The 24,160-nt window shown below is 70.9% G+C and carries 25 protein-coding genes, 1 pseudogene and 1 riboswitch; of the genes and pseudogenes, 6 read left to right on the top strand and 20 right to left on the bottom strand.

Translation table 11 applies throughout. From position 1 onward, the window contains the following. Positions 1-7: 7 nt before the first annotated feature. From ACT53O_RS13095 to ACT53O_RS13080, 4 genes are all read right to left on the bottom strand, one after another. Positions 8-835, bottom strand: a complete 828-nt coding sequence (locus tag ACT53O_RS13095) for an SDR family oxidoreductase (protein ID WP_036321551.1) — start codon at positions 833-835, stop codon at positions 8-10. Then, positions 832-1,617, bottom strand: a complete 786-nt coding sequence (locus tag ACT53O_RS13090) for an enoyl-CoA hydratase/isomerase family protein (protein WP_112931962.1) — start codon at positions 1,615-1,617, stop codon at positions 832-834. Before ACT53O_RS13090 ends, ACT53O_RS13095 begins: the two co-directional genes overlap by 4 nt. Next, on the bottom strand, positions 1,614-2,375 hold the full coding sequence (locus tag ACT53O_RS13085; RefSeq protein WP_476152878.1) for an SDR family NAD(P)-dependent oxidoreductase: 762 nt from the start codon (positions 2,373-2,375) through the stop codon (positions 1,614-1,616). The genes ACT53O_RS13090 and ACT53O_RS13085 overlap by 4 nt, the downstream gene beginning before the upstream one ends. 96 nt (positions 2,376-2,471) lie before the next feature. Next, positions 2,472-2,969, bottom strand: coding sequence for a hypothetical protein (locus ACT53O_RS13080; protein WP_112931964.1), 498 nt, complete (start codon positions 2,967-2,969; stop codon positions 2,472-2,474). A 114-nt stretch (positions 2,970-3,083) separates the two neighbouring features. Between ACT53O_RS13080 and ACT53O_RS13075 the strand changes: the two are divergent. Further along, positions 3,084-3,545 (top strand): annotated as a pseudogene (locus ACT53O_RS13075) (phosphotransferase); the annotation flags it as partial. Positions 3,546-3,667: 122 nt separating this feature from the next. On the opposite strand, the gene glpK reads toward ACT53O_RS13075, so the two are convergent. The 3 genes from glpK to ACT53O_RS13060 all read right to left on the bottom strand — a co-directional run bounded on the left by glpK (position 3,668) and on the right by ACT53O_RS13060 (position 7,835). After that, positions 3,668-5,182, bottom strand: coding sequence for a glycerol kinase GlpK (gene glpK / locus ACT53O_RS13070; RefSeq protein WP_036321542.1), 1,515 nt, complete (start codon positions 5,180-5,182; stop codon positions 3,668-3,670). A gap of 48 nt (positions 5,183-5,230) precedes the next feature. Next, a complete protein-coding gene (locus tag ACT53O_RS13065; protein ID WP_294978245.1) occupies positions 5,231-5,989 on the bottom strand; it encodes an MIP/aquaporin family protein in 759 nt (252 codons plus the stop codon). 118 nt (positions 5,990-6,107) lie between these two features. Continuing rightward, the gene (locus ACT53O_RS13060) at positions 6,108-7,835 is read right to left on the bottom strand and encodes a glycerol-3-phosphate dehydrogenase/oxidase (RefSeq protein ID WP_294944874.1); all 1,728 of its coding nucleotides are present in this window, start codon (positions 7,833-7,835) and stop codon (positions 6,108-6,110) included. A gap of 168 nt (positions 7,836-8,003) precedes the next feature. Between ACT53O_RS13060 and ACT53O_RS13055 the strand changes: the two genes are divergently transcribed. Beyond that, the gene (locus ACT53O_RS13055; protein ID WP_476152874.1) at positions 8,004-8,990 is read left to right on the top strand and encodes a sugar-binding transcriptional regulator; all 987 of its coding nucleotides are present in this window, start codon (positions 8,004-8,006) and stop codon (positions 8,988-8,990) included. Here the strand turns inward: ACT53O_RS13055 and ACT53O_RS13050 are convergent. From ACT53O_RS13050 to ACT53O_RS13040, 3 genes are all read right to left on the bottom strand, one after another. Then, a complete protein-coding gene (locus tag ACT53O_RS13050; RefSeq protein WP_036318513.1) occupies positions 8,971-9,765 on the bottom strand; it encodes an energy-coupling factor transporter transmembrane component T family protein in 795 nt (264 codons plus the stop codon). The genes ACT53O_RS13055 and ACT53O_RS13050 overlap by 20 nt on opposite strands. Continuing rightward, positions 9,762-11,234: an ABC transporter ATP-binding protein gene (locus tag ACT53O_RS13045; RefSeq protein ID WP_476152872.1), complete on the bottom strand. Its 1,473-nt coding sequence runs from the start codon at positions 11,232-11,234 to the stop codon at positions 9,762-9,764. The genes ACT53O_RS13050 and ACT53O_RS13045 overlap by 4 nt, the downstream gene beginning before the upstream one ends. A 2-nt stretch (positions 11,235-11,236) precedes the next feature. Next, positions 11,237-11,893 (bottom strand): ECF transporter S component, encoded by a 657-nt coding sequence (locus ACT53O_RS13040; protein ID WP_294944879.1) that lies wholly within the window; start codon positions 11,891-11,893, stop codon positions 11,237-11,239. After that, positions 11,886-11,995, bottom strand: a riboswitch (TPP riboswitch). Its footprint overlaps the gene before it by 8 nt. 33 nt (positions 11,996-12,028) lie before the next feature. On the opposite strand from ACT53O_RS13040, the gene ACT53O_RS13035 reads away from it, so the two are divergent. Further along, the gene (locus ACT53O_RS13035; protein WP_476152869.1) at positions 12,029-13,438 is read left to right on the top strand and encodes a serine hydrolase family protein; all 1,410 of its coding nucleotides are present in this window, start codon (positions 12,029-12,031) and stop codon (positions 13,436-13,438) included. Positions 13,439-13,457: 19 nt separating this feature from the next. Here the strand turns inward: ACT53O_RS13035 and ACT53O_RS13030 are convergent, their stop codons facing one another. Genes ACT53O_RS13030 through ACT53O_RS13010 form a run of 5 tightly spaced genes read right to left on the bottom strand, consistent with a single transcriptional unit; the run spans position 13,458 to position 18,471 of the window. Continuing rightward, the gene (locus ACT53O_RS13030; RefSeq protein ID WP_476152867.1) at positions 13,458-15,053 is read right to left on the bottom strand and encodes an SLC13 family permease; all 1,596 of its coding nucleotides are present in this window, start codon (positions 15,051-15,053) and stop codon (positions 13,458-13,460) included. A 34-nt stretch (positions 15,054-15,087) separates the two neighbouring features. Continuing rightward, positions 15,088-16,038, bottom strand: a complete 951-nt coding sequence (locus ACT53O_RS13025; protein WP_036318145.1) for a DnaJ domain-containing protein — start codon at positions 16,036-16,038, stop codon at positions 15,088-15,090. 8 nt (positions 16,039-16,046) lie between these two features. Beyond that, on the bottom strand, positions 16,047-16,574 hold the full coding sequence (locus tag ACT53O_RS13020; RefSeq protein WP_476152865.1) for a hypothetical protein: 528 nt from the start codon (positions 16,572-16,574) through the stop codon (positions 16,047-16,049). After that, entirely contained in the window at positions 16,571-17,407 is an 837-nt protein-coding gene (locus ACT53O_RS13015; RefSeq protein WP_036318151.1) for an LssY C-terminal domain-containing protein, read from the bottom strand. Before ACT53O_RS13015 ends, ACT53O_RS13020 begins: the two co-directional genes overlap by 4 nt. Next, the gene (locus ACT53O_RS13010) at positions 17,407-18,471 is read right to left on the bottom strand and encodes an enoyl-CoA hydratase/isomerase family protein (RefSeq protein WP_476152863.1); all 1,065 of its coding nucleotides are present in this window, start codon (positions 18,469-18,471) and stop codon (positions 17,407-17,409) included. The genes ACT53O_RS13015 and ACT53O_RS13010 overlap by 1 nt, the downstream gene beginning before the upstream one ends. A 123-nt stretch (positions 18,472-18,594) precedes the next feature. Here ACT53O_RS13010 and ACT53O_RS13005 point away from each other — a divergent pair, with 123 nt between their 5' ends. Together ACT53O_RS13005 and ACT53O_RS13000 are read left to right on the top strand one after the other, a co-directional pair. Continuing rightward, a complete protein-coding gene (locus ACT53O_RS13005) occupies positions 18,595-19,677 on the top strand; it encodes an ATP-binding cassette domain-containing protein (protein ID WP_476152861.1) in 1,083 nt (360 codons plus the stop codon). Then, positions 19,674-20,498 (top strand): ABC transporter permease, encoded by an 825-nt coding sequence (locus ACT53O_RS13000; RefSeq protein ID WP_476152859.1) that lies wholly within the window; start codon positions 19,674-19,676, stop codon positions 20,496-20,498. The genes ACT53O_RS13005 and ACT53O_RS13000 overlap by 4 nt, the downstream gene beginning before the upstream one ends. Before the next feature lie 7 nt (positions 20,499-20,505). On the opposite strand, the gene ACT53O_RS12995 is transcribed toward ACT53O_RS13000, so the two are convergent. Next, positions 20,506-20,895 carry a hypothetical protein gene (locus ACT53O_RS12995; protein ID WP_476152857.1) on the bottom strand — a complete coding sequence of 130 codons (390 nt, stop codon included), beginning with the start codon at positions 20,893-20,895 and terminating at the stop codon, positions 20,506-20,508. 126 nt (positions 20,896-21,021) lie between these two features. Between ACT53O_RS12995 and ACT53O_RS12990 the strand changes: the two genes are divergently transcribed. Beyond that, positions 21,022-21,999: an acetylxylan esterase gene (locus ACT53O_RS12990; protein WP_433719491.1), complete on the top strand. Its 978-nt coding sequence runs from the start codon at positions 21,022-21,024 to the stop codon at positions 21,997-21,999. Positions 22,000-22,020: 21 nt separating this feature from the next. Here the strand turns inward: ACT53O_RS12990 and ACT53O_RS12985 are convergent, their stop codons facing one another. The 4 genes from ACT53O_RS12985 to ACT53O_RS12970 form a co-directional block, all read right to left on the bottom strand. Beyond that, positions 22,021-22,815 carry a uroporphyrinogen-III synthase gene (locus ACT53O_RS12985; protein WP_476152855.1) on the bottom strand — a complete coding sequence of 265 codons (795 nt, stop codon included), beginning with the start codon at positions 22,813-22,815 and terminating at the stop codon, positions 22,021-22,023. Positions 22,816-23,047: 232 nt separating this feature from the next. Then, the gene (locus tag ACT53O_RS12980; protein WP_036318164.1) at positions 23,048-23,320 is read right to left on the bottom strand and encodes a hypothetical protein; all 273 of its coding nucleotides are present in this window, start codon (positions 23,318-23,320) and stop codon (positions 23,048-23,050) included. After that, positions 23,310-23,720, bottom strand: a complete 411-nt coding sequence (locus ACT53O_RS12975) for a phage holin family protein (RefSeq protein ID WP_036318163.1) — start codon at positions 23,718-23,720, stop codon at positions 23,310-23,312. Before ACT53O_RS12975 ends, ACT53O_RS12980 begins: the two co-directional genes overlap by 11 nt. Position 23,721: 1 nt before the next feature. Continuing rightward, positions 23,722-24,117 carry a hypothetical protein gene (locus ACT53O_RS12970; RefSeq protein ID WP_036318162.1) on the bottom strand — a complete coding sequence of 132 codons (396 nt, stop codon included), beginning with the start codon at positions 24,115-24,117 and terminating at the stop codon, positions 23,722-23,724. Positions 24,118-24,160: the final 43 nt, after the last annotated feature.

Here is a 24,160-nt window from a genome sequence, read left to right as displayed (position 1 = left end):
GCAGGGCTCAGAGGAAGATGTCGGGGAACAGCTCGTGGTCGGGCGTGCCGGGTGTCGCGGCATAGCGGGAGAAGTCCGTCACCCCGGCATCGCGCAGCACCTGCTCGACGATGAGTGTCTGACCGGTGTACTCGCGCGCCGGACGCGTGAGCACTTCGTACGCCGCGTCGGCGTAGACCTCGGGGGTGCGACTGACCTTCATCATCCGGTCGCCGCCGAGGGCGAACTGCACGGCGGCCGTGGCGATCGTCGTCTCGGGCCACAGGGTATTTGCGGCGATGCCGTCCTTCGCGAACTCCGCAGCCATCCCCAGCGTCGCCATCGTCATGCCGTACTTGGCGAGGGTGTAGCCGGTGTGCGCACCCAGCCAGCGCGGCGTGATGTTCAGGGGCGGCGACAGCGAGAGGATGTGCGGGTTCTCGGCATCCTTCAGAATCGGCACGGCGGCACGGCTGAGCATGAACGTGCCGCGCACGTTGACGTCCTGCATGAGGTCGTACTTCTTCGCGGCGAGCTCGAGCGAGCCGGACAGGTCGATCACCGAGGCGTTGTTGACGACGATGTCGATGCCCCCGAACTCGCCGTGGGTCTTCAGCACCGCAGCGGTGATGTCGTCGTCGTTGCGCACGTCGCCGACGATCGGCAGAGCCCGACCGCCAGCCGCCTCGATCTCGGCCGCGGCGCTGTGCACGGTGCCGGCGAGCTTGGGGTGCGGGGTGTCGGTCTTGGCCATGAGGGCGATGTTGGCGCCGTCGCGGGCCGCCCGCAGAGCGATCGCGAGGCCGATGCCACGGCTGCCGCCCGACATGAGGATGGTCTTTCCGGCGAGAGTCATGCGCGTCCCTTCTCAGAGGTGGGCGAGGTGGATGCCGCGGCGAACGCCGCGACCCGGGCCTTCGCCTGCGGGGTGTCGAAGCTGGCGCCGATCGTGCGGGCTTCGTCGTCGAGGTTGTCGGCGAAGGCGCGACGCGCGCCGGCGCGGACGAGGCGCTTGGCCTGACCGAAGGCCGCGGTCGCGCCGTCGAGCCAGAATCGGGCCAGCTCGGCGGCACGTGCACCCGGGTCGTCGGCGATCTCGGTGACCAGACCCCACTCGAGCGCGGTGGCCGCGTCGATGGTGAGGTCATCGAGCAGCATCCGCAGCGCGCGGGTCTGCCCCACCGCCGCCGGAAGCAGCGTCGAGACGCCGAGATCGGGGGTGAGGCCGATATTGGCGTACTTGCTCACGAAGCGCGCCCGGGGCCCTGCGACAACGTAGTCGGCCGTGAGCATCAGACCGAGTCCCCCACCCGCGACGGCGCCCTGCACCGCCGCGACGATCGGAATGTCGGAGTCGACGAACGTGAGGATGCCGTCGTGGATCACGCGTGCCATCGCTGTGATGTCGTCGCCGCTCGACCCGGAGGCCGCCATCTCGACGACGTCGCCGCCGGCGCAGAAGGCGGGGCCTGCGGCATCCAGCACGATGGCGCCGACCGTCGGATCGGCGGTGATCTCGTGGGCGAGGTCGCGCCAGAGCCTGCCCATCTCGAAGCCCATGGCGTTCAGCGACGCGGGCCGGTTGAACGTGAGCCGGGCGAGCGCGCCGTCGCGGGTGTGGATGATCGAGGCGGTCACTTCGGCGCCATCCGGATGGCGCCGTCGAGGCGGATGGTCTCACCGTTGAGGTAGCCGTTGCGCACGATCTCGGCGACCAGGCTCGCGTATTCGTCCGGCCTTCCGAGGCGGGCCGGGTAGGGAACCTGCTGACCGAGACTGTGCTGCGCGGCCTCCGGGAGACCGGCGAGCATCGGGGTCTCCATGATCCCGGGGGCGATGGTGACCACACGGATGCCATAGCGCGCGAGCTCGCGGGCGATCGGCAGCGTCATCGCGTGCACACCGCCCTTGCTCGCGGAGTAGGCGGGCTGGCCGATCTGACCGTCGAAGGCCGCCACCGAGGCCGTGTTGACGATGACGCCGCGGTCGCCGCCGTCGGTGGGCTCCGTCTTCGCGATGGCGGCGGAGGTCTGCGCGATGACGTTGTACGTGCCCACGAGGTTGACACGCACGATGCGCTCGAAGTGTGCGAGATCGCTCGGCGACCCGTCGCGCTCGAGCACCTTGGCGGGCGGAGCGATACCGGCGCAGTTGACGACGACCCGCAGCGGCGCCTGCGCCACGGCGGCGTCGACGGCGGCAGCGATCTGCGTCGGGTCGGTGACGTCGGCGGCCGCGAAGGAGCCGCCGAGTTCCGCAGCCCGGTCGGTGCCGGCGGAGGTGGGGAGGTCGACGATCACGACGTGCGCGCCCGCATCGGCGAGGCGTCTCGCGGTGGCCAGGCCGAGGCCGCTGGCCCCGCCGGTGACGAGCGCGGATGCGCCGGCGATATCCATGGATTCTCCTTCGAAGTCCGGACTGCTCCCGTCGCTCAGCGACGGGTCGTGCTACTGAGTGCCAGCATACGCGGTACTAGGTCTCAACATGCCGCCTCAGTGTGCTCGGAGGATCTCCCCCAGCCGCGCCAGCAGATCGTCGGGACGGGCGAGCAGCACGCGTGCCTCCGGCACGGCGACCAGGTGATCGACGAGGCGACGGGCCAACGCGGCATCCCGCCGCCGATAGCCGGAGAGGTAGTGCGGCGTCGCTCGCCACTCCACGACCGCCCCGTCGTCGGTGGTGACCCGAACGGGAAAGGTCGGCGTCTCGGAGATCTCTCCCGACGAGCCGCCGAAGATGCCCTCGATCAGCGGCACGAGGGTGTCGCCGACGGCGGGATGCGGCCACCACGTCGCGGGCACGTCAGCGACCACCGCGCGCACCTGCCCCCAGGGTACGAAGCCGGCGGGCGCGTCCCCGAGCGCGGGCTGCAGGCCGTCGGGGCGCAGGCGGACGTGACGCGCGGCGGCATCCCCGAGGGCGAGGGCCGGCCCGTCGGTGTCGTCGAGAGCGGTGAGCACGCCGACACGGCGGGCGACAGAGGTGGGCACAGTTCATCTCACCACGGACGCCGCCGCGGGCGCGAGGGGCAGGATGGATGCTGTGAGCATCCCGAGCGAGCACTTTCCGGTCCCGGTCCCGGTGCGACGCCTCGCGTCGGGTGCCGGGCTCGCACGGGCCTGTCGGCGGTCGACCCGCGGTGGGTCGGCGAGCCGGCGACCGCGGTGGCCGCCGTCGGCGCGGGGTTGCGGGCCCTGCACGACGCCCTCCCGGTCGCGGACTGTCCGTTCGACTGGTCGGTGCCGGCGCGCGTCGCCGCGGCCCGCCGCCGCGGCATCCGCCTGCCCGTCGCGCTCACCGAGGGCCCCGTCGTCGACCGGCTCGTCGTGTGCCATGGCGACGCCTGCTGCCCGAACACGCTCATCGGGGGCGACGGGCGCTGGAGCGGACACGTCGACCTCGGGGCGCTCGGCGTCGCCGACCGGTGGGCCGACATCGCGGTCGCCGCCATGAGCACCGAATGGAACTACGGGCCGGGCTGGGAGCGCGCCCTGCTCGACGGCTACGGCATCGACGCGGATGCCGGGCGCATGAGCTTCTACCGCGACCTCTGGAACGCGACGTAATCCTCCGTGTTCCCGCCGCCACGGGACCGCCCACGCACGCGAGATCGGGGTCGCACACGGTCGTCATGCCTCGCGAGAGGCGACCGTCTGCGACCCCGATCCGGGTATCGCGCTGAGCGAGATCAGTTCACGTCGGCGTCGACCCAGTCCATCGACTTGGTGACGGCCTTCTTCCACAGGCGCAGCTGACGCTCGCGCTCGGCGACGTCGTCGTTCGGCGTCCAGCGCTTGTCTTCCTGCCAGTTCGCCCGCAGCTCGTCGAGGTCGTTCCAGAACCCGACCGCGAGACCGGCCGCGTAGGCCGCACCGAGGGCGGTGGTCTCGGCGACCACCGGCCGCACGACCGGAACGCCCAGGATGTCGGCCTGGAACTGCATCAGCGTGTCGTTGGCGATCATGCCGCCGTCGACCTTGAGCTCGGTGAGGTCGACACCGGAGTCCGCGTTGACGGCATCCAGCACCTCGCGCGTCTGGAAGGCGGTGGCCTCCAGCGCAGCGCGGGCGATGTGGTTGCGGTTCGCGTAGCGGGTGAGACCGACGATCGCACCGCGGGCGTCCGGACGCCAGTACGGTGCGAACAGACCCGAGAAGGCGGGCACGAAGTAGACACCGCCGTTGTCGTCGACCTTCTTGGCCAGCTCTTCCACCTCGGGGGCGGAGGAGATGATGCCGAGCTGATCGCGCAGCCACTGGATGAGCGACCCGGTGACGGCGATCGACCCCTCCAGCGCGTAGTGGGCGGGCCCGTCGCCGAGCTTGTAGCCGACCGTCGTGAGCAGACCGTTCTCGCTCTTCACGATCTCGGTTCCGGTCTGGAAGATGAGGAAGTTGCCGGTGCCGTAGGTGTTCTTGCTCTCGCCGGCATCGAACGCCGCCTGGCCGAACGTCGCCGCCTGCTGGTCGCCGAGGATGCCGGCCACCGGAGTCTCGCGCAGGAGCGACGTGTCGCGCGCCTCGCCGTAGACCTCGCTGGAGGAGCGGATCTCGGGCATCATCGAGCGCGGCACACCGAAGTCGGCGAGGATGTCGTCGCGCCATTCGAGGGTCTTCAGGTCCATGAACAGCGTCCGCGACGCGTTCGTGACGTCGGTCGCGTGCACGCCGCCGTCGGGGCCGCCCGTGAGGTTCCAGAGCACCCACGTGTCGGTCGTGCCGAAGATCAGATCACCGGCTTCGGCCTTCTCGCGCGCACCCTCGACGTTCTCGAGGATCCAGACGATCTTGGTGCCCGAGAAGTAGGTCGCGAGCGGCAGACCCACGATGTCCTTGTACCGCTCGACTCCCGCATCGCCCGCGAGCCGGTCGACGATGGGCTGCGTGCGGGTGTCCTGCCAGACGATCGCGTTGTACACCGGGATGCCGGTGTTCTTGTCCCACACGACGGCGGTCTCGCGCTGGTTCGTGATGCCGACCGCGGCGATGTCGTGCCGCGTCAGGTTCGCGCGACCGAGCGCGATGCCGATGACCTCGCGCATGTTGTCGCGGATCTCGATCGGGTCGTGCTCGACCCAGCCGGCGCGCGGCATGATCTGCTCGTGCTCCTTCTGGCCGACGGAGATGATCGAGCCCTTCTTGTCGAAGATGATCGCGCGGCTGGAGGTGGTGCCCTGGTCGAGGGCGATGATGTAGTCGCTCATGAGTGGACGTCCTTGTCTAGGTGTCTGTAGTGAGGATCGGGAACGGGATCAGAGGTGCGCGAGGTGCAGCAGCACCGGAGCGGCGAGCGCGGCGATCGTGCCACCGAGCAGCGGGCCGACGACCGGCACCCAGGCGTAGGACCAGTCGCTGGAGCCCTTGCCCTTGATCGGGAGGATCGCGTGGGCGATGCGGGGTCCGAGGTCACGAGCCGGGTTGATGGCGTAGCCGGTGGGGCCACCGAGCGAGGCGCCGATGCCGACCACCAGGAGGGCGACGGGCACGGCGGTGAGCGGTCCGAGCGCACCCGGAACACCGATCTGCACGTCGCCGTAGTCGGCGAACGCGAAGATGACGAACACGAGCACGAAGGTGCCGATGACCTCGGTGATCAGGTTCCAGCCATAGGAGCGGATGGCGGGACCGGTGGAGAAGACGCCGAGCTTGGTGGCCGCGTCCGGCTCCTCGTCGAAGTGCTGCTTGTAGGCGAGCCAGCAGAGCACCGCACCGATGAACGCGCCGACCAGCTGCGCGGCGATCGCGACGAAGAACTGCGCGACGCCGATCTTGCCGGCGATCAGCAGGGCGATGGAGACGGCCGGGTTCAGCTGTGCACCGGAGTAGGAGGAGACGAGCACACCCGCGAACACCGCGAGGCCCCAGCCCCAGTTGATCATCAGCGTCCCGCCGCCGAAGCCCTTCGACTTGGCGAGGATGACGTTGGCGACGACGCCACCGCCGAGCAGGAGCAGCATCGCCGTCCCGACGAGCTCTGACACGAAGTAGAGCCCGAGATTGATGTCGTGCATGTCAGCATTGACCTTTCTGCAGAGGTTCCCCCGGCGACGCCGCCGGGTGGGAAGGATGGCCTGAAGGGGATGCCGGCGTCAGGCCGCGCCGGATTCTAGAAGCGGCTCCTCCTGCCTCTCATGCGCTCAAGGGCGCCAGGTGGGAGGTTTCCACATCGATGCGGTGCCGCTCCTGGAGCTCGCGGGCCGCGTCGTCGATCTGGGCTCGGATGGCATCGGCATCCCACCCGAGCACGGGGGCAGCCGCCTCCGCGACCTCGGCGAGGGTGTCGGCGGTCACGCCGCCGACGAACGCGATGTGCGTGCGGCGCAGCAGCAGATCGATGAGCGTGACGACCTCCTCACGCTCGGCCAGGAAGGCGATCTCCTCCGCCGAGTAGCCCGGGGCGTGCTCGAGGGGGCGCTGGTTGACCGGCAGCGTTCCGAGCATCTCGGTCGCGTAGGTGCCGTAGCGCTCCAGCATGCGATCGGCGAACGCGGCGCTGTGCGCTCCACGATGGGCCTCGAGCCAGCGCGAGCGGTCGGAGTCGGTGCGCGGGTATCCGGCGCCGCCGCCGATGGCGAGATCGAGCGTCGAGATCCGGCGCGGACGCCCGAGCGCGGCGAGCACCTCGGTGGACAGGTGCTCGGCGAGGGCACGGAAGGTGGTCCACTTCCCGCCGACCAGGCTCATCACCGGAACGCCGGCGGCACCGCCCAGGCGCGCCTTCTCGATGCGGTAGTCGCGCGACACGAAGCCCGGCGCGAGGTCGTCGTGCCGGGGCAGCGGGCGGATGCCCGAGAACGTGTAGACGATCTGCGAGCGGTCGACCGCGATGTGCGGGAAGACCTGTGCGATGAGGTCGAAGAAGTACGAGATCTCGTCGTCGGTGCAGACGGTCGGCGTCGACGGGTCGGCGTCGATGTCGGTCGTTCCGACCATGACGCGGCCCTTGAGCGGGTAGATCAGCACGATCCGGCCGTCGGCCGCCTCGAAGAAGATCTCGTTGCCGCGGGTCGCCTCCAGCAGCTCCGCGTTCTCGAGGACGATGTGCGAGCCCTTCGTGCCGCCCATGAATCGGGTGGGGGTGCCCAGAGCGTCATTGGTGATGTCGGTCCAGGGGCCGCTCGTGTTGACGACGACGTCGGCGGTGAAGGGGAACTCCTCGCCGGTGACGGCATCGCGGATGATGACCGCCTTCCCGTCGGCGCCGACGACGGGCGCGTAGTTCGCGGCGCGCGCGGACTCCTCCCGGGTACCGTCGCGCAGCACGTCCAGCGCGAGGCGCTCGGGGTCGTGCATGGAGGCGTCGTAGTAGGTCGCGGTGTAGCGGAACCGGTCGTCGAGGTCGGGGAACAGCTCGCGCGAGCGGCGACGCCCGTGGAACCGGTGGCGCGGGACGGCACCCCCGTCGCGCGAGAAGGTGTCGTACATGACGAGACCGAGCTTGATCAGCAGCGCACCGCGCTCGCTCGGCTTGCCGCGGCCGTGCGTGACGAGCAGACGGAAGGGCGCGGTGAGGATGCCCGAGATGGTGCGGTGGATCGGAATCGTCGTGGGCAGCGGGCGCACGAAGTGGGGCGCGTTGCGCACGAGCCGGTTGCGCTCGGTCACCGACTCCTTCACGAGGCGGAACTCGCCGTTCTCCAGATACCGCACACCGCCGTGGATCATGTGGCTGGATGCCGAGGACGCGCCGCTCACGTAGTCGTCGCGTTCCACGAGGGCGACGTCGACGCCCTGCAGCGCGAGGTCGCGGAACGTCGCGATGCCGTTGATTCCACCCCCGATGATGAGAACGTCCGCGTGGGGGCGGTCCTTCAGGGCCTGGATGTTCGGACGGATCGTCGCCTTCGACTCGGTCATCGCTCTTCCTTCCGCGGCTTCGCAGTGTCTCGCCGCGCGTTTTTCACGGTGGAACGGATCTACACTGAAACGCCGGTGAACGAACGCGCAAACGATCTGAACATACGTGCATCGTAGCCCGCGCCCTGCACGAATGTGCAGGAGGAATGTTCATGATCAGGAGGACACGTGAGCATCGAGACCGATGCCGAGACGCGAGCCCGTGACGCGCTGCACGCCGCGCAGCTCTACTACGTGCAGGACCAGACGATGGAGCAGATCGCCTCCGAGATGAAGCTGTCGCGATCATCGGTCTCGCGCCTGATCGCTCACGCCCGCGAGATCGGCCTGGTGGAGATCACGGTTCATTCGCCACAGGAGGCCACGAGCGTCGTCGCCCGGCGTCTGTCCGAGCGCTACGGCATCACCGTGCACGTCGTCAGCACGCCGCCGCGTTCCACCGACGCCGAGCGCCTCGAGCGCACCGCGCGCACCGCGGCGCACGTCCTGTCGACCACGCTCGATCCCCAGGCGAGCATCGGCATCGCCTGGGGCGCGACCGTGTCGGCGATCGCCCGTCATCTACCGACCAAGCGGCTGCACGAATCGCAGATCGTGCAGATGAACGGCGCGGCCAACGAGTCGACCTCGGGCATCAGCTACTCGGGGGCCATTCTGGAACGCTTCGGACAGGCCTTCGGCACCGACGTGCAGCAGTTTCCCGTGCCGGCGCTGTTCGATGATCCGCACACGAAGCAGCTGCTGTGGCGGGAGCGCTCCATCCGCCGCGTCGTGGAGGCGCAGGCGCGCGTGCAGGTGTTCGTCTTCGGGCTCGGCTCGCCCCAGGCGGACGTTCCCTCGCACGTCTATGCCGGCGGCTACCTGACCGGCGAGGATCTGCGGGTGCTGCTGCGCGACGGCGTCGTCGGCGACTGCGCCACGGTGTTCTACCGGCTGGATGGCTCGACCGGCGGCATCGAGCTCAACGATCGCTCGAGCGGTCCGTCGTTCGACGTCATCCGCCGCATCCCCCGTCGCCTGTGTGCGGTGTCGAGCCTGTCGAAGATCGACGCGCTGCGCGGCGCGCTGGCGGCGGGGCTCATCACCGAACTGGTCGTCGAGGAGGCTCTCGCCCGCCGCATCGTGGAGCTGCCGCTCAGCGCGGCCCGAGGATGAAGTTCCACGTGCCCGCCGCAACCGCGGCCGACACCGAGACGGCGGAGATCGCGACGCCCACCGCCACGAGCATCCACTCGCGCCTGCCGAAGCGGGAGGCGCGGGCCCACGTGCGGCGGCCGGGAGCGCCGAAGCCGCGCGCCTCCATCGCGGTGGCGAGCTTGGAACCGCGGCGGATGGAGAGCACGAGCAGCGCGAAGGCCATGCCGGCGAAGCGGCGAACACGCCCCTGATCGGCGATGCCGCGTGCCCGGCGGGCGAGTTCCAGAGCCCTCCAGTCCTCGAGGAACAGTCCGACCATGCGCAGGCCCGCCAGCGCGCCGAGCACGAACCGTGCGGGCAGGCGCCACACCTGGGCCAGGCCGTCGGCGAGATCAGTGGGATCGACGGTGACGAACAGCACGACCGAGGGCAGGGCCACGGCCAGCACGCGGAAGAAGGTCGCGACCGCCAGCGCGAGCGACCCCTCGCTGATGCGCAGGACGAACCACTCGACGTAGACCTGCCCGGACGCCGCGCCGTAGAGCGCGATCGTCAGCGCCGTCAGCGGCGCGGCCAGCCACACGGGCCAGGTCCGCATCCAGAACTCCCGCCACCGCAGCCCCGCGAACACGAACAGGACGCTCTCCAGCGCCAGCGCGACCGCGGCCGACACCCAATCCAGCGTCACGATCAGCGGCAGGGCGATCACCGCGCTGGCGGCGAGTTTGGCGACCGGATTGACCCGCGCGATGACGCCGGGCCGGGTGCGGGTGTCGGCGGCGAGCATGCTCATGCTGCGGCATCCGCAGTCAGCGCGAAACGCCGGGCGTGGAGCGCATCGACGACGGCCTCGTCATGGGTGATCGCCACGATGGCCGACCCCTCGTCGCGCAGGCGAGCCAGCAGCGCGACCAGCTCCGCCCACGTGCGCGCGTCCTGGCCGAAGGTCGGCTCGTCCAGCACCAGGACGCGCGGGGCGGTGGCGAGGACGGCGGCGACGGTGAGCCGGCGCTTCTCCCCTCCCGAGAGCGTGTACGGGTTGGCGGCGGCCAGCGCGGTCAGCCGCAGCCGCTCCAGCAGCTCGTCCACGCGGGCGGCAGACGCGGCCTCGTCCATTCCGAGCGCGCGCGGCCCGACCTCGAGCTCGCCGCGTACCGACCGGGCGAGCAGCTGATGCTCCGGGTCCTGGAAGACGGTGCCGATACGGGTGAGAAGCTCACGTGAGCGCCACGCGATCGGTGCCGGCGCGGCGCCGGCGGCGAGCGTCGCCGAGGCCGACAGGTCGCCGGATGCCGGCCGCAGCAGTCCCGCGAGAGTGAGGCCGAGAGTCGACTTGCCGGCCCCGTTGGGCCCCGTGATGGCGAGCGCCTCCCCGGCGCGGACCTCGAGATCGATGCCCGTGGCGACCGGCACGCCGCGCACGCGCGCGACGGCCAGGTCCCCCGCGCGCAGCAGGTCGTCGCCCGCGGCTGCGGCGGGCGGAGGCGGCACCGCCGCCGGGATGCCGGGAACCCAGACACCCGCGTCGGCGAGCTCGGCCGCCCGCGCGCCGAGCACGCTCTGCGGCGGGCCGTCGGCGAGCAGCCCCTCCGCCCCGAGCACGATCACCCGGTCCACGAGCGGGAGCCAGACGTCGACCCGATGCTCCACGACCACGAGCGTCGCCCCGGTGCCGTCGAGAACGCGCCCCACAGCGTCGCGGACGTCGGCGACACCGGCCGGGTCGAGATTGGCGGTCGGCTCGTCCAGCAGGAGCAGGCCCGGCCGCATGGCCAACGCGCCGGCGAGCGCGAGCCGCTGCTTCTGCCCGCCCGACAGCGCCTGCGTCGGCCGGTCGATCTCGACGTCGAGCCGCACGGCATCCAGTGCCGCGTGCACGCGCGGCCAGATCTCCTCACGCGGCACGCCCAGGTTCTCGCAGCCGAACGCGACGTCGTCACCCACTCGCGCGAGGATCACCTGCGCGTCGGGATCCTGCAGCACGAGGCCCGCCCGGCCGCGGGTCTGCGCGGCCGGGACGCCGTCGATCAGCAGTACTCCCGCCGACTCGCCCTCCTCGTCGCCGCCGAGCACGCCCGCAAGCCCCTGCAGCAGGGTCGACTTGCCCGCGCCGGAAGCACCGAGCAGCAGCACGCGTTCGCCGGGTTCGATGCGAAACGACACGTCGCGCACCGCCCAGGCCCGGCGTGACGCGTGCCGCCAGCCCCATCCGTGGGCGCTGACCGTGACCGGCGCGACCGGCCCGCCGAGGTCGACGGCCACGCTCAGACGAGGTCGCGGCGTTCGCGCCCCGCGGCGAAACGATCCAGCGCACCGGTCGCGGCGAGACCGCGCGCGAGCACCCACGAGAGGGCACCGGCGATGACGGCGCCCGAGATGGTGGTGCAGATCAGGTAGATCACCGTGAACGCGGCGTCGGCCCCGGCGTACCAGAGGATCAGATTGTTGATGCCCCCCGCAAGGGCAGCCCCGGCGCCGGCGAGGATGGCGACGGGGAGCTTCCACGCCCGGTAGAAGAACAACAGGAAGACGAGCTCGGCTCCGAGACCCTGAACGAGTCCCGCCTCGAGGGTCAGGAAGCCGCCCCACTGGTTGCCGACGAGGGCCGAGACGACGGCCGCGAGCGTCTCGGTGTAGATCGCCGCTCCCGGCTTGCGGATGAGGAGAGCACCCAGCACGCCGGCGAACAGCCACGGGCCGTCCAGCAGTCCCTGCATGCCGGGCAGCAGGGGTTCCAGCAGGCTCTTCGGGCCGAGGTAGCCGATGTTCCAGAGCAGGAAGATCAGGCCCGACGCGACGCCGATGACGCTGGCGACCACGATGTCGACGACTCTCCAGCGCAGACGGCCGACGCCGACGGCGGAACGGGATGCCGCGGCATCCGACGAGGTGACGGTGGACGGGGACGCAGACGCGTGCATATTCTCTCCTCCCTGCGCCGGCATGATCCGGATCAGGTTCGACGGTCGAAGCGTGGATCGCTTCCTCTCAGCCCGGCTCACCGGACTCCCGTGGTTGTGCGCTCGAGTATAGCGGCGAACGGGTACGTTGAGCGGGTGACCTCGGACGACGCGCCCCCGCCGTCGCGCCGCGCGCTGCGCGAGAGCACCGCCCCGACCGATACCGTCGTCGTCCGCAACCGCGCAGGCCGCCGCGCGCTCGCCTGGGTGGACGATGAGACCGTCACCGGCGCGGTCGATACGCCGATCGCGGCCGGTGCGGCTCCCGACCTGCTTGCTCGACGCCCGCGACGCTCCCCGCTGCGCGCCGGCGTCGTCGTGCCGTTGCTCACCGCCATCGGCGTCTGCGGCGCCTACGCGGCCGCGACGCTGCTCTGGCCGCTCTGGGCCGTGGCGCCGACCGTGCGGGAGATCACGCCCGACGGACCGGTGGCGACCGTGTCGGCCGTGGCGTGGCCGTCCGCGGGCGCCGGCGCCGTCGGCGTCGCGGGATTCGAGGCCGTCGCGGCATCCTCGAGCGCACCCGTCTCGATGGCGAGCATCTCCAAGGTCGTCACCGTCCTGATGATCCTCGACGAGATGCCGCTGAGCGTCGGACAGCCCGGGCCGGAGTTCACCTTCACCTCGCGCGACCGCCAGACGTACTGGGACTATCTGGCGGACGACGAGTCAGCGCTGGATGTCCCCGTCGGAGGCACGCTCACCGAGTACCAGATGCTGCAGGGCATTCTGATGGGGTCGGCGGGCAACTACACGAATCGACTGGCCAGCACCCTCTGGCCAACCGACGAGGTCTTCGCCCAGGCCGCGCGGGCATGGCTGGACCGGCACGGCCTCGGGGCCATCACGCTGTCCGAGCCGACGGGAATCGACCCCGCCAACACCGCCGAGCCGGCCGCTCTGGTGACGCTGGCGCAGCTCGCCCTCGCCAACCCCGTGGTGGCCGAGATCGCACGCACTCGCAGCGTCGAGCTGCCCGGGGCGGGTGAGGTGACGAACACGAACGATCTGCTGACCGACCCCGGCGTCGTGGGGCTGAAGACGGGCAGTTTGGCAGCGTTCTACAACCTGCTCGCGGCGAAGGACATCACCGTCGGGACCACCCAGGTGCGCGTCTATGCCACCGCTCTGGGTCAGCCCACTGCCGAGGCACGCGACCAGGAGACGGCACGTCTGCTGTCCGAGGTCACCACCGAGGTCTCGACACCCCTCGCCCTGCCGGCCGGCACGCTCGCCGGCGTGGTGAGCACCGCCTGGGGGGCGACGGCGAACATCGTGACGGATGCCGACGCGGCAGTCATCCTCTGGAACGGCGCCGCGGCGGTGACGACCACGACGCTCGATCTGGGACAGGCCCGCACGGCGAACGCCGCCGTCGGCCAGGTGCTGGTGCGCGGCCCGTTGAACGCGGCGACGGTCGGGGTGCACCTGACGGCCGACATCCCCGATCCCGACGCGTGGTGGCGTCTCACCCACCCGCTGCAGCTCTGGGGGCTGGTGCGCTGATCCCGCCCGGCGCGACGCGTCAGAACGGCCAGATGAACGGCACGTACAGCACGGCGACCGCGAGGTACACGAACATCAGCGGCAGCCCGAGCCGGCCGTAGTCGCCGAATCGATAGCCGCCCGGCTGCATCACCATCAGATTGGCGGGCGTCGCAACCGGAGTGAGGAATGCCGCGGCCCCGGCGACGGTGAGCGCCATCATGAACGGCTGCACGCTCACGTCGAGCGACTGCGAGATCGCGACGGCGATGGGGATCACGACCAGGACGGTCGCGACGTTGGAGATGAACTGGCCGAGCACCATCGTCAGCACGCAGAGCACCAGGAGCGCCAGGTGCGGCGAGCCGGTACCGATGACGCCGAGGACGGCGTCGGCGACGACGTCGGCGGCACCCGTCGATACGAAGGCGGACGACAGCGGAACCATCCCGGCGATGAGGATGACGGTGGTCCACGAGATGGCGCGATAGGTCTGCGGCACGCTCAAGACCCGGGTCAGCACGAGGGCACCGGCCGCCAGCAGTCCCGCCACGGCAGCGGGCACGAGTCCGGTCGCGAGCAGCACGACCATCGCCGCGAGGATGCCGATCGCCCGCTTGGCGCCCCGGCCCAGCGGAACGGCGCGCTGCAGGACCTGGGGAGGGGTGACGGCGATGACGTCGGGCGACCGCGTGTAGCGCGTCAGCGCGGCCCACGGCCCCTGGACCAGCACCGCATCGCCGGCGCGCAGCACGAGTGATCCGGCAACACCGGTGCCGCGCGAGGCGTTCGGCCCGTCCTCCTCGCCGCGGCGGACGGCGAGGATCACCAGGTTCTCGTCGTTCGTGGTCATGCCGGCCGACGCCGTGAGCCCGATGAGACGCGAGCGGGGGGACACGAGCACCTCGGCGACACCCTCGCGCGCGCTGAACAGGCGGCCCGTGTCGAGGTCGACGTCGTAGCTGTCGCGAAGGGTCTGAGCGTGCGCGCGAGGATCGGGGGCGAGATCGGCCAGGCGCTCGGCGGCACGAGCCGGAAGCAGCCGTCCGCCGCCGAGCGCGACGACGGCGACCGTCGACAGCACCAGCGGGATGCCGGCGAGCGCGAACTCGAAGAAGCCGAACTCCCGGCCGCCGGCCGCGACGGCCGCCTCGCTGACGACGATGTTCACGGGGGTGCCGGTGAGGGTGAGCAGCGAGCCCGCACTGGCGGCGAAGGCGAGCGGGATCAGCAGTTTCGACGGAACGATGCCGGCGCGCACGGCGACGACGACCACGACCGGCAGCAAGGCGGCGACCGCGCCGTTGATGGAGATGAAGGCGGTCAGAACCGCCGCCAGCGCACCGATGATGACGGTGAGACGGGCCCGCCCCGCGCCCGCGCGTGTGACGACCTGATGGCCGAGCCAGGCCGTGACACCCGTGGCATCCAGCGCCTCGCTCACGACGAACAGCGACGCGATGAACAGCACCGTGGGGTCGCCGAAGCCCGCGAACGCCTCCGGGAGGGTGAGCACCCCGGTGGCCCAGAGCGCGAGCGCGACGCCCACGGCGACGAGCGCCAACGGCACCTTGCCGCTGACGAACGCGACGACCGCGAGCGCGAGGATCACGAAGGTCCAGCCGGCGGGGTCCATGTCCTCACCCTAGACGGGCCAGCCCGCACGCCCCTCAGACGAAGCGCACGCTCTGCTGCAGACGGGTGCGCACATCGAACAGCTCATTGCCGCCGATGTCGCGGGCACCGGTCAGGCCCCGCCGGAGCACCGTCGCCAGCGCCGATCGCGCGACGACCGCCACGGGCAGCGAGCGCACCCGGCCGATCTCCTCGATCGCGCTCACGACGTCCTCGTCGGGCAGCACCACGATCGCGCCGCTGAAGCGGACGCGCGCCGCGCGCGCCAGCACGCGGGCCCCCGCGACCAGGTCGGCGATCGGAGAGCCCTCGACGCCCTCACCGATCAGCTCGCCGCGTCGCAGTCGCACCGGACCTCCGAGATCCTCACTGAGCAGGGCGTAGAGGCCGCTGGGTCCCAGCACGATGTGATCGACCTTCAGCGACGGATCACGCGGGTCGACGGCGACGTCATGCCACACCGTGTATCCCATGCCCAGGTCGCCGATGACACGCGCGCTGGCCTCTTCGGCGAGGGCGTCCGCGAGCATCCGCTTCAGCTCGCGCGGGGCCGCGCGCACCAGCGCCGGGTCGTAGGGGTCGGGCACCTCGGTGCCGCGTCCCGCCCACTCGCGGATGAGATCGAGGTAGCGCTCGCGACGCCACCCCCCGGGCTGGCCGAACGAGCGCGCCCGCGGGCGGGTGTCGGCCGGTCGCGACGGCGGACGCCAGCTCGTACCGGCGCCGCTGCCGTCGGCGCCTTCCGGACCGTAGGAGGGCGCCGAGGCGCCGAAGCCGTGACCGCGGTCGTAGGCGGTGCGCGCCTCCGGTGTGCCGACGAGCTCCCACGCGCGCTGCACCTGCACGAAGAGCGCGGCATCTCCGCCCGTGTCGGGATGGGTCTGACGCAGCCGCAGGCGGTACGCCTTGCGGAGCTCTTCGCCGTCGGCATCCGCGGTGACCCCGAGCACCTCGTAGGCGGACGCGGAAAGGGGACTGTCGAACACGGGACCTCTCAGCGCTTCTCGGTGCGACGGGCGTACGCCGCGGCGCTGCGGCTGGACAGCGCGAGCAGCACGAGGATGTCGAGCGCCAGCGCGGGCAGGGTCGTGAACAGTGTGATCTCCTGATCGCGCGCCCACCAGCTCGCGAAGGCGCTGGCGATGGACAGGGTGGCGACGGTCATCACGGCGACGCGTGCGAGGTTGCTGCCGAAGAACAGGAGGATCACGCACACGAGCTGGATCACCACGGCGGCGCCGAAGACGACGAGCAGGACGGCGAGTGAGGCGTCAGCCAGATCGGGGGTGGCATCGATGCCGTCGAGGTCGAGCACGACCGCGCTCGCGTAGCTCTTCCAGTTCACCGCCACCTCGACCATCGAGCCGATCCCGACCAGCGCGCTCAGCAGCACCAGAGCGGCGCCGGTCACCGTCGTGGACGGCCGCGACATGGCCGGGTCGTGGGCGATCGGCTGCAGGAGCCGGGTCACCGGTTCATACGACGGTCGCCGTTCGGGCCGCACGTTCCGCTCCTCGCTCATGCCACGGCCTCCTCGGAGACGTGTACCCCGCGCACGTCGACCACGGGCAGGTCACCGTCGGTGCGGATGCTGTCGCCACCGCCGTTGCGGGCGTGGTACCCGGTGGAGAAGTCGGCGATCACGTCCACGCGCACGGCCGGCTCTCCGGCGCGGAGGGTCGCGACGATGTGATCGCGCTCGACGTCGGTGTCGGCGTCGATGCGGTGGGTGACCTGCAGGGTGAACAGCGACAGGCCCACCGAGGTGTCGAACGTGCCCGCAGCCAACCAGTCGACGCGCCGGCCTCCCGGCAGCAGCCAGCCGTCCGGGCACTTCCAGAAGCGCACGTGGTGGCGCTGCGCCGGGTTGCCGTCGACCTCCTGCTGGTAGGCGAAGTCCTGTTGGCGACCGAAGAGGAACAGGGGGCTCACCGGAGCCTCGTGGTAGCTGCGGCGGCGCAGGGTCGAGGTCACGATGCGCCACGACGACGCGAAGGTGACGGGATCTGCCTTCGTCCACCCCGATGCCCGCATCGCTCGCTCGATCTGCGCGCCCTCTCCCAGAAAGGCGAGGTTGACCGGATCGCCGAGAAGGCCGTCACTCGTGCGCGCACGTCCGATGAAGTAGTCGGGCACGTAGATCGTCGTGAGGATCCGATGCAGTCGGGGCAGGACGAGGTAGGCCAGCAGCAACCAGAACAGCAGGAAGCCGAGAATGCCCCACCATCCGACCGTCAAGCTCTCGGTGAAGCCCAGATAGGCGAGCCAGATGGCCGCCAGGCCCGCGAAGACGAAGAAGAACTGGTCGATCGCGACGCCGATCGACCATCTGCGCGAAGACCGGGTCCGGCTCATCACTGTTCCCACAGCGCCAGCGGCGGCTCCCACGCGAGCGCCCGCTCTGCCAGCCCGTCCTCGAGGTCGTCGAACGCGGCCGGATGCCAGTGCGGGTCGCGGTCCTTGTCGACCAGCTGCGCGCGAATGCCCTCGGGCAGGTCGGGCTGGGTCTGGGCGAACCACAGCACGAGCCCGTACTCCTGCGCGAGCGCGGCGCGGAGATCCGGCAGCCGCCGGGCAGCGCGCACGGCGGCGAGCGTCACGGTCAGCGCGGTCGGCGCGAGTGCCGAGAGCGCGTCGGCGGTGGCGACGGCATCGGGCTCGGGCCGCTCACGCAGCCGCGCGATGATCTCAGCGACGGTGTCGGCGGCGAAGGCATCGTCGATCCACGAACGGGCTGCGACGAGCCGCGACGGACCCGGCGTCTCGTCGAACAGCAGCACGATCTCGGCCGGGGTCGCCGGATCGGCACGATCGGCGAGCGCGGCGCGGAGGTCTCCGATCCGCTCGCTCGGCACCAGCGCATCGGCGAAGCCGGCGGCGAGGGCGTCCGCGGCATCCATCGACTCACCGGTGAGCGCGAGATACTCGCCGAGCCGTCCGGGCGCGTGCGCCAGCAGCCACGAGCCGCCGACGTCCGGGGTGAAGCCGATGCGCGTCTCGGGCATGGCCAGCCGCGAGCGCTCGGTGACGACGCGGACCGCCGCGTGGCCGGCCAGCCCGATGCCGCCGCCCATCGTCACGCCGTCGGCGACGACGACGACCGGTTTCGCATACGTGGCGATCCGGAGATTCAGGGCGTACTCGGCGCGGAAGAAGTGCGCCGTCTCCTCGACGCGTCCCGCGAGGATCCACTCGCGAAGGCTCCGCACGTCTCCCCCGGCGCACAGGCCGCGCTCGCCCGCGCCGTCGAGGAGCACCACCTCGATGTCGGCGTCGTGCTCCCAGCGATCCAGGGCAGCGGAGATGATCTCGATCATGCCCAGGTCGAGTGCGTTGATGGCCCGTGGACGGTTCAGGGTCAGGTGGCCCACTCCCCGGACGGTGCGGACCAGCACGGTGGGTTCGGCGGCATCGCTCACTCTCGCAACGTTACCCGCGCCGTCGGTATCGGCGCCGCCCGCGCGGGCGCAAGGCCCGCGCGGGCCGATCGGGCAGGATGGAGACGGCGGCCGACGACGGCCGGTGCTGACGAGAGGACGACGATGCCCGAAGGACACCTCCTCGAGTTCCGTGGGGTCACGAAGACATTCGGCGCGATTCGCGCCGTCGACGACTTCACCGCCCGCGTCGAGCCCGGACGCGTGACGGGGTTTCTCGGCCCCAACGGCGCGGGCAAGACGACATCGTTGCGCATTCTGCTCGCGCTCGTGCGCGCCACCTCCGGCACCGCCACCATCGGCGGCCGGCGGTACTCGGAGCTGCGCCATCCGCTGCAGACCGTCGGCGCCGCACTCGAGGCCTCCAGCTTCCATCCCGGGCGCACCGCCGCCGGTCACCTCACCGTCGCCGCAGACGCGGCGGGGCTCCCCCGCGCACGAGTGGACGAAGTCCTGGGCCTCGTGGGGCTCGCCGACGCTGCCGGCCGCAAGGTGGGCGGCTTCTCGCTCGGCATGCGACAGCGCCTCAGCCTGGCCTACACGCTGCTCGGAGACCCCGGCGTGCTGGTGCTCGACGAGCCCGCGAACGGTCTGGACCCCGAGGGGATCAAGTGGCTGCGCGGCTTCCTCGGCCAACTGGCCGGCGAAGGACGCACGGTGCTCGTGTCGTCGCACATGCTCGCCGAGGTGCAGCAGACGGTGTCGGCACTGCTGGTCATCTCCCGCGGCCGACTCGTCTACGAGGGCGATATCGGCGACCTCATCGCCGCGGACGACGTGGCGACGATCATCGATGCCCCCGACCGCACCGCCCTGGCGAATGCTCTGGATGCCGCAGGCATCGCGTACACACCCCTGCGCTCGGGCTTCTCCGTGCGCGGCGCCGAGCCGGCGCGACTCGGCGCCATCGCCGCGGCCGCGGAAGTCGCCCTGTCGCATCTGCAGCGGCGCGGCCCGGTGCTGGAGGAGGTGTTCCTCGAGCTGGTGAACGGCACGCGTGTGCCGGCGCCGGCGACGCCGGCGTCATCCCCGGTGAACGACCTCCCCGCGCCGCTCGCGGCCGCTGCCGCGCCCGTCACGACCTCGCCCGAAGACCCGGAGCCGGGCGTCGAGGACGCCGAGTACATCCACGCCGTCGAGGACGACCCGAACGATACGGTCGCCGCCGGGGAAGGAGATGTGCGATGAGTCTCGTCAACGCGTCCCGGTCGGAGCTCACGAAGCAGTTCACCACGGCGATGTGGTGGATTCTCGCCGTCGTTCTGCTCGCCTACGTCGGGGTGACCGCGGGCGGCCTGTCCGCCGTGTTCGGTGCGGTCGCCAGCGGGGCGCTGCCGGGCAGCTCGACCAGCGGTGCCGAGATGTCGCCGACGATGCTGCCTCCGCTCATCTACAGCCTCGCCACCTCCGTCGGCTACGTATTCCCCCTGCTCATCGGCACCCTCCTGGTGACCAACGAGTTCCGGCACAAGACGCTGACGCCGACGTTCCTGGCCACGCCGCGGCGAGGGATCGCCCTCGGCGGCAAGCTGACCGCGGGTGTCGTCATGGGCCTGCTCTACGCCGGCGTCGCGCTCGTCGCGGCGGTCGGGATCGGCGCGGCGGCACTCGCCGCGTTCGGCGTCGACACGAGGCTGGGCGAGAGCGACACCTGGGCGATGATCGGGCGCATCGTGGCGAGTTTCGTTCTGTGGACGCTGATCGGCGTCGGCATCGGCACCCTCGTGCGCAATCAAGTCGCCGCCGTCGTCGGCGTGCTGGCGTTCACTCAGTTCGTCGAGCCCATCGCGCGAACTGTGTCGACGCTGGTCGAGGGCCTGTCGGGTGTCACCGCCTACCTACCGGGTGCGGCCTCGGACGCCCTGGTCGGCACCAGCATCTACGCGACGATGGGCGCCGGCGGGGCCGTCCCTCTCGCATGGTGGGGCGGAGGCATGGTCCTGCTCGGCTACGCCGTGGTGTTCGTCGGCCTCGGCTATCTGACGAGCTGGCGGCGCGACGTCGCCTGACCCGCCGTCAGGAGTCGGCGAGTTCGACGACGTCCGACGCGTCGTCGCCGTCCAGACGCAATGCCTGGACGAGCGCGACCCCGTGACGAGTCGTCAGCACGAGGCGCTCGAACTCGGCATCGTCGGAGAGATCGACGACCACCGCCGGGCGACGACGGCGCACCAGGACGAAATCGTTGCCGCTCGCGGAGCGCCAGGTTCCCATCGCGACGGTGCCCCGCACCTGCGTGCCGGGGCTGGGCACTCCGCGCAGCCAGGTCCAGGCGTCGTCGGTCAGCTGCACCCGGAGGATGTGAGACCTGTCGACGCGCACGCTCTCCGATCGCCGCGACAGGGCGCGTTCGACGCCCGACAGCACGATCTCGAGCTGCGTCGAATCGAGCAGCAGGGTCACCATGACTTCAGTCTGCCAGCGTCACCATGTGCGGATGCTCACAGCCCCGCAACGATCCGGTCTCGGCGCGGGCGATATCGTGGAACGTCGGCGACGATGCGCCGGCGTCACCCGACACGGAGTCTCCCGATGCCTCGATTCGATCTCGATCTCCCCGCCCTGGAAGCCTTTCGTCCCGCGGTGCGCGAGCCCGTCGACTTCGACGAGTTCTGGGCGCGGACGATCGCGCAGTCGCGCGCGGCCGGAGGCGAGATCGTGGTCGAGCCCGTGGAGACCGTGCTGAGCACCATCGATGTCTTCGACGTGACGTTCCCGGGGTTCGCCGGCGAACCCGTCAAGGCGTGGCTGCACACGCCCCGACGTGCCGACGCTGCCGCTGCGCTGCCCACCGTCATCGAGTTCAACGGTTACGGCGGAGGTCGCGGGCTTCCGACCGAACGGCTCGGCTGGGCCTCGGCCGGCTACGCGCATCTGTTCATGGACACGCGTGGGCAGGGATCCACCTGGGGAGCTCCGGGATCGACACCGGATCCGCACGGCACCGGGCCCTCGACCAACGGCTATATGACTCGCGGCATCGAATCGCCCGAGGACTACTACTACCGCCGCGTGTTCACCGACGCCGTGCGCCTCATCGACGCCGCTCGCACCCTTCCGGTCGTGGATGCCGCGCGCATCGCCGTGACCGGCGGCAGCCAGGGCGGCGGCATCACGTTGGCCGCGGCGGCACTGAGCGAGGGACTCGTCGCGGTCATGCCCGACGTGCCCTTCCTCTGCCATTTCGAACGCGCGATCGGGATGACCGACCGCGAGCCGTATCACGAAGTGGTGCGCTACCTCTCGGTGCACCGCGGTGCCACGCAACGGGTGCTCGACACGCTCTCCTACTTCGACGGCGTGAACTTCGCGCGCCGTCTGAGTGCGCCCGCCCTGTTCTCGGTCGGCCTGCTCGACCCGGTGTGCCCGCCCTCGACCGTCTACGCGGCCTACAACCACGTCGAGCGAGATGACAAGCAGATCCGCGTCTACGACTTCAACGAGCACGAGGGCGGTCAGGCGTTCCAGTGGGAGGAGCAGGCGCGCTTCCTCGCGCAGATCCTCGGCTGAACGGAGAGCACGGATCGCGCGTCAGAGGTGGAACTCGTCCTTGGCGTGCGGCAGCGGAAAGTTCGACACCGCCGTGATGAGCCCGTCCACGGTCTGCTCCCGCGCCACCGCGCTCACGCCGAGACCCACCTTCCGGGCATCCTTCGCGGTGCGCGGTCCGATGGCGGCGATCACGGTGGTGTCGGGGATCTCGGGGAACTGCAGCCGCACCTGCTCGGCGACCGAGCCGCTGGTGACGAGAATCGCGTTGATGCGGCCGCTGGCGACGTCGTGCGCGATCCGCTCCGTCACCGGCACCCCGACCGTGCGGTAGGCGACGACGCTGCGCACGTCGTGTCCCGCTTCGGTGAGGCGGCGCGTGAGCACCGGCTTGGCGATCTCGCTGCGCAGCGTCAGGATGCGCCGCGCTGCCGGCTCGAGCTCGATCAGCTGCGAGGCCATTCCCGCCGCGGAGTTGTCCTCGTCGGGGACGAGGTCGACGCGATAGCCGACGGCGGCCAGTGCGGCGGCGGTGGTCTCACCGACGGCCGCCACCCGCGTCGTGGCGGGAATGACGGCGCGATAGGCGTAGAGGACGTCCACCGTGGTGGCACTTGTCAGGGTCACCCAGTCGAACGCGCCGGCGGCGAGATCGGCGAGAGCCTGCTCCAGCGTGGCCTGATCGGTCGAGGGAGCGAAGTTGATGAGCGGGGCGATGACCGGCACGGCGCCCTGCACCCGCAGCGTCGCCGCGACGGAGTCCCCCCAGGGACCCCCGCGCGGAACGAGCACACGCCACCCCTTCAGGGGCTTGGCGGCGTGCGGGTCAGGAATCATGCTCGACTTTCGTGATGCTCAGTCGGGACGCACGGTTTCGCGCATCCGGCAACGACGTTCGTGCACGCGCGAACGCGATGGCTGCGCGGCTCGGGTCGTCGTTGCCGGCAGCTTGCGCACCATTGCCGCTGCCTGAGACACGAGCATACCCCGGGCGACGCACGGCTCGGACACGGGGTTGACAGTGCCCGCGGCAGGTGTCAGAACACGCGCGAGCGTGCCCGACCACGACTCAGCGCGTGTAGGCGCGGACCATCCCCCAGACCGCCAGTCCCACCACCGCCGCCGCACCGAGCACGGCGAGCGAGGCCTGCGTGGGGTTGCGCCGTGCGTAACGACGCGCGTCGGCGATCCGACGATCGGTGGCCTGCGCGACGCGCTTGGGCACATTCGCCTTGACCTCGATCGCCGCCAGGGCGGCCTTCAACTCGGCACGGGCGCTCTCCACCGGGTCGGTGATGCCGAGGGCGACGGCGGTGCGCGGAATCGGCTGGTCAGAACTCATCGGCCACGTCCTTCACGATGCGCGCGTCGACCTTCACGGCGTCGACGGGGTTGGTCGAACGACTCAAATGCTTGAAACGCAAGAGCCCCAGCCACGCGAAGACGGCGGCTCCGACGAGCGCGATCACGACCACGATGAGGCTGGCGAGCCACGCCGGCATCCACGAGGACAGTCCGATGATGGCGAAGGCGGCCAGCGCGGGCAGAGACCAGAAGAGGAAGAACAGGGCGACGATGAACCAGACGCCGCCCATGCCGGCATCCTTGCCCGCCTTCTTGGCCCAGTTCTTCGCCGAGTCGATCTCGGCGACCACCAGGTTGCGGACGAGCTCCGGCACCTCGCCGACGAGTGTCAGCAGGCTGTCGTCGGCGCGGTCGCGGAATCCCCGAGGCGTCGCCATGTCAGTCGTCCGCTGCCTTCTTGGCCGCGGTCTTCGCGTCCGCGACGGCCTTGTCAGCGGCCTTCTTGACCTCGGCGGCGGTCTTCTCCGCCCCGCGCGCGACGTCGTCCGCCGAGGCCCGACCGGCACGGATCGCCGAGTCGAGCTTCTGTCCCGGCGAGCCGCTGCGGCTCGCCGCGCGCGTGACCTTGACCGCTCCGTCCCACAGGGCGCTCGGCAGAGCCAGGGCGGCGCTCTTGCCGAGCTCCTTCACGGTGGCGACCTGCTTCTGCACCGGTGCGGTGTTCCAGAGCTTGAGGTAGCCCGCCTTGATCTGCTCGTAGCGCTCGCGGCCGGCGCGCGACCCGAGCACGTAGCCCGCGGCGAGTCCCACGACGATGCCGATCTTGCCCTTCATGGCGTCTCCTCACGTCCGTGCCGGGAGTGCTTCGTGACTCCAG

The sequence above is a fragment of the Microbacterium sp. DMC48 genome, assembly GCF_056313825.1.
The sequence above is the reverse complement of the archived record's forward strand: the minus strand, read 5'-3'. Positions and strand labels throughout refer to the sequence as shown.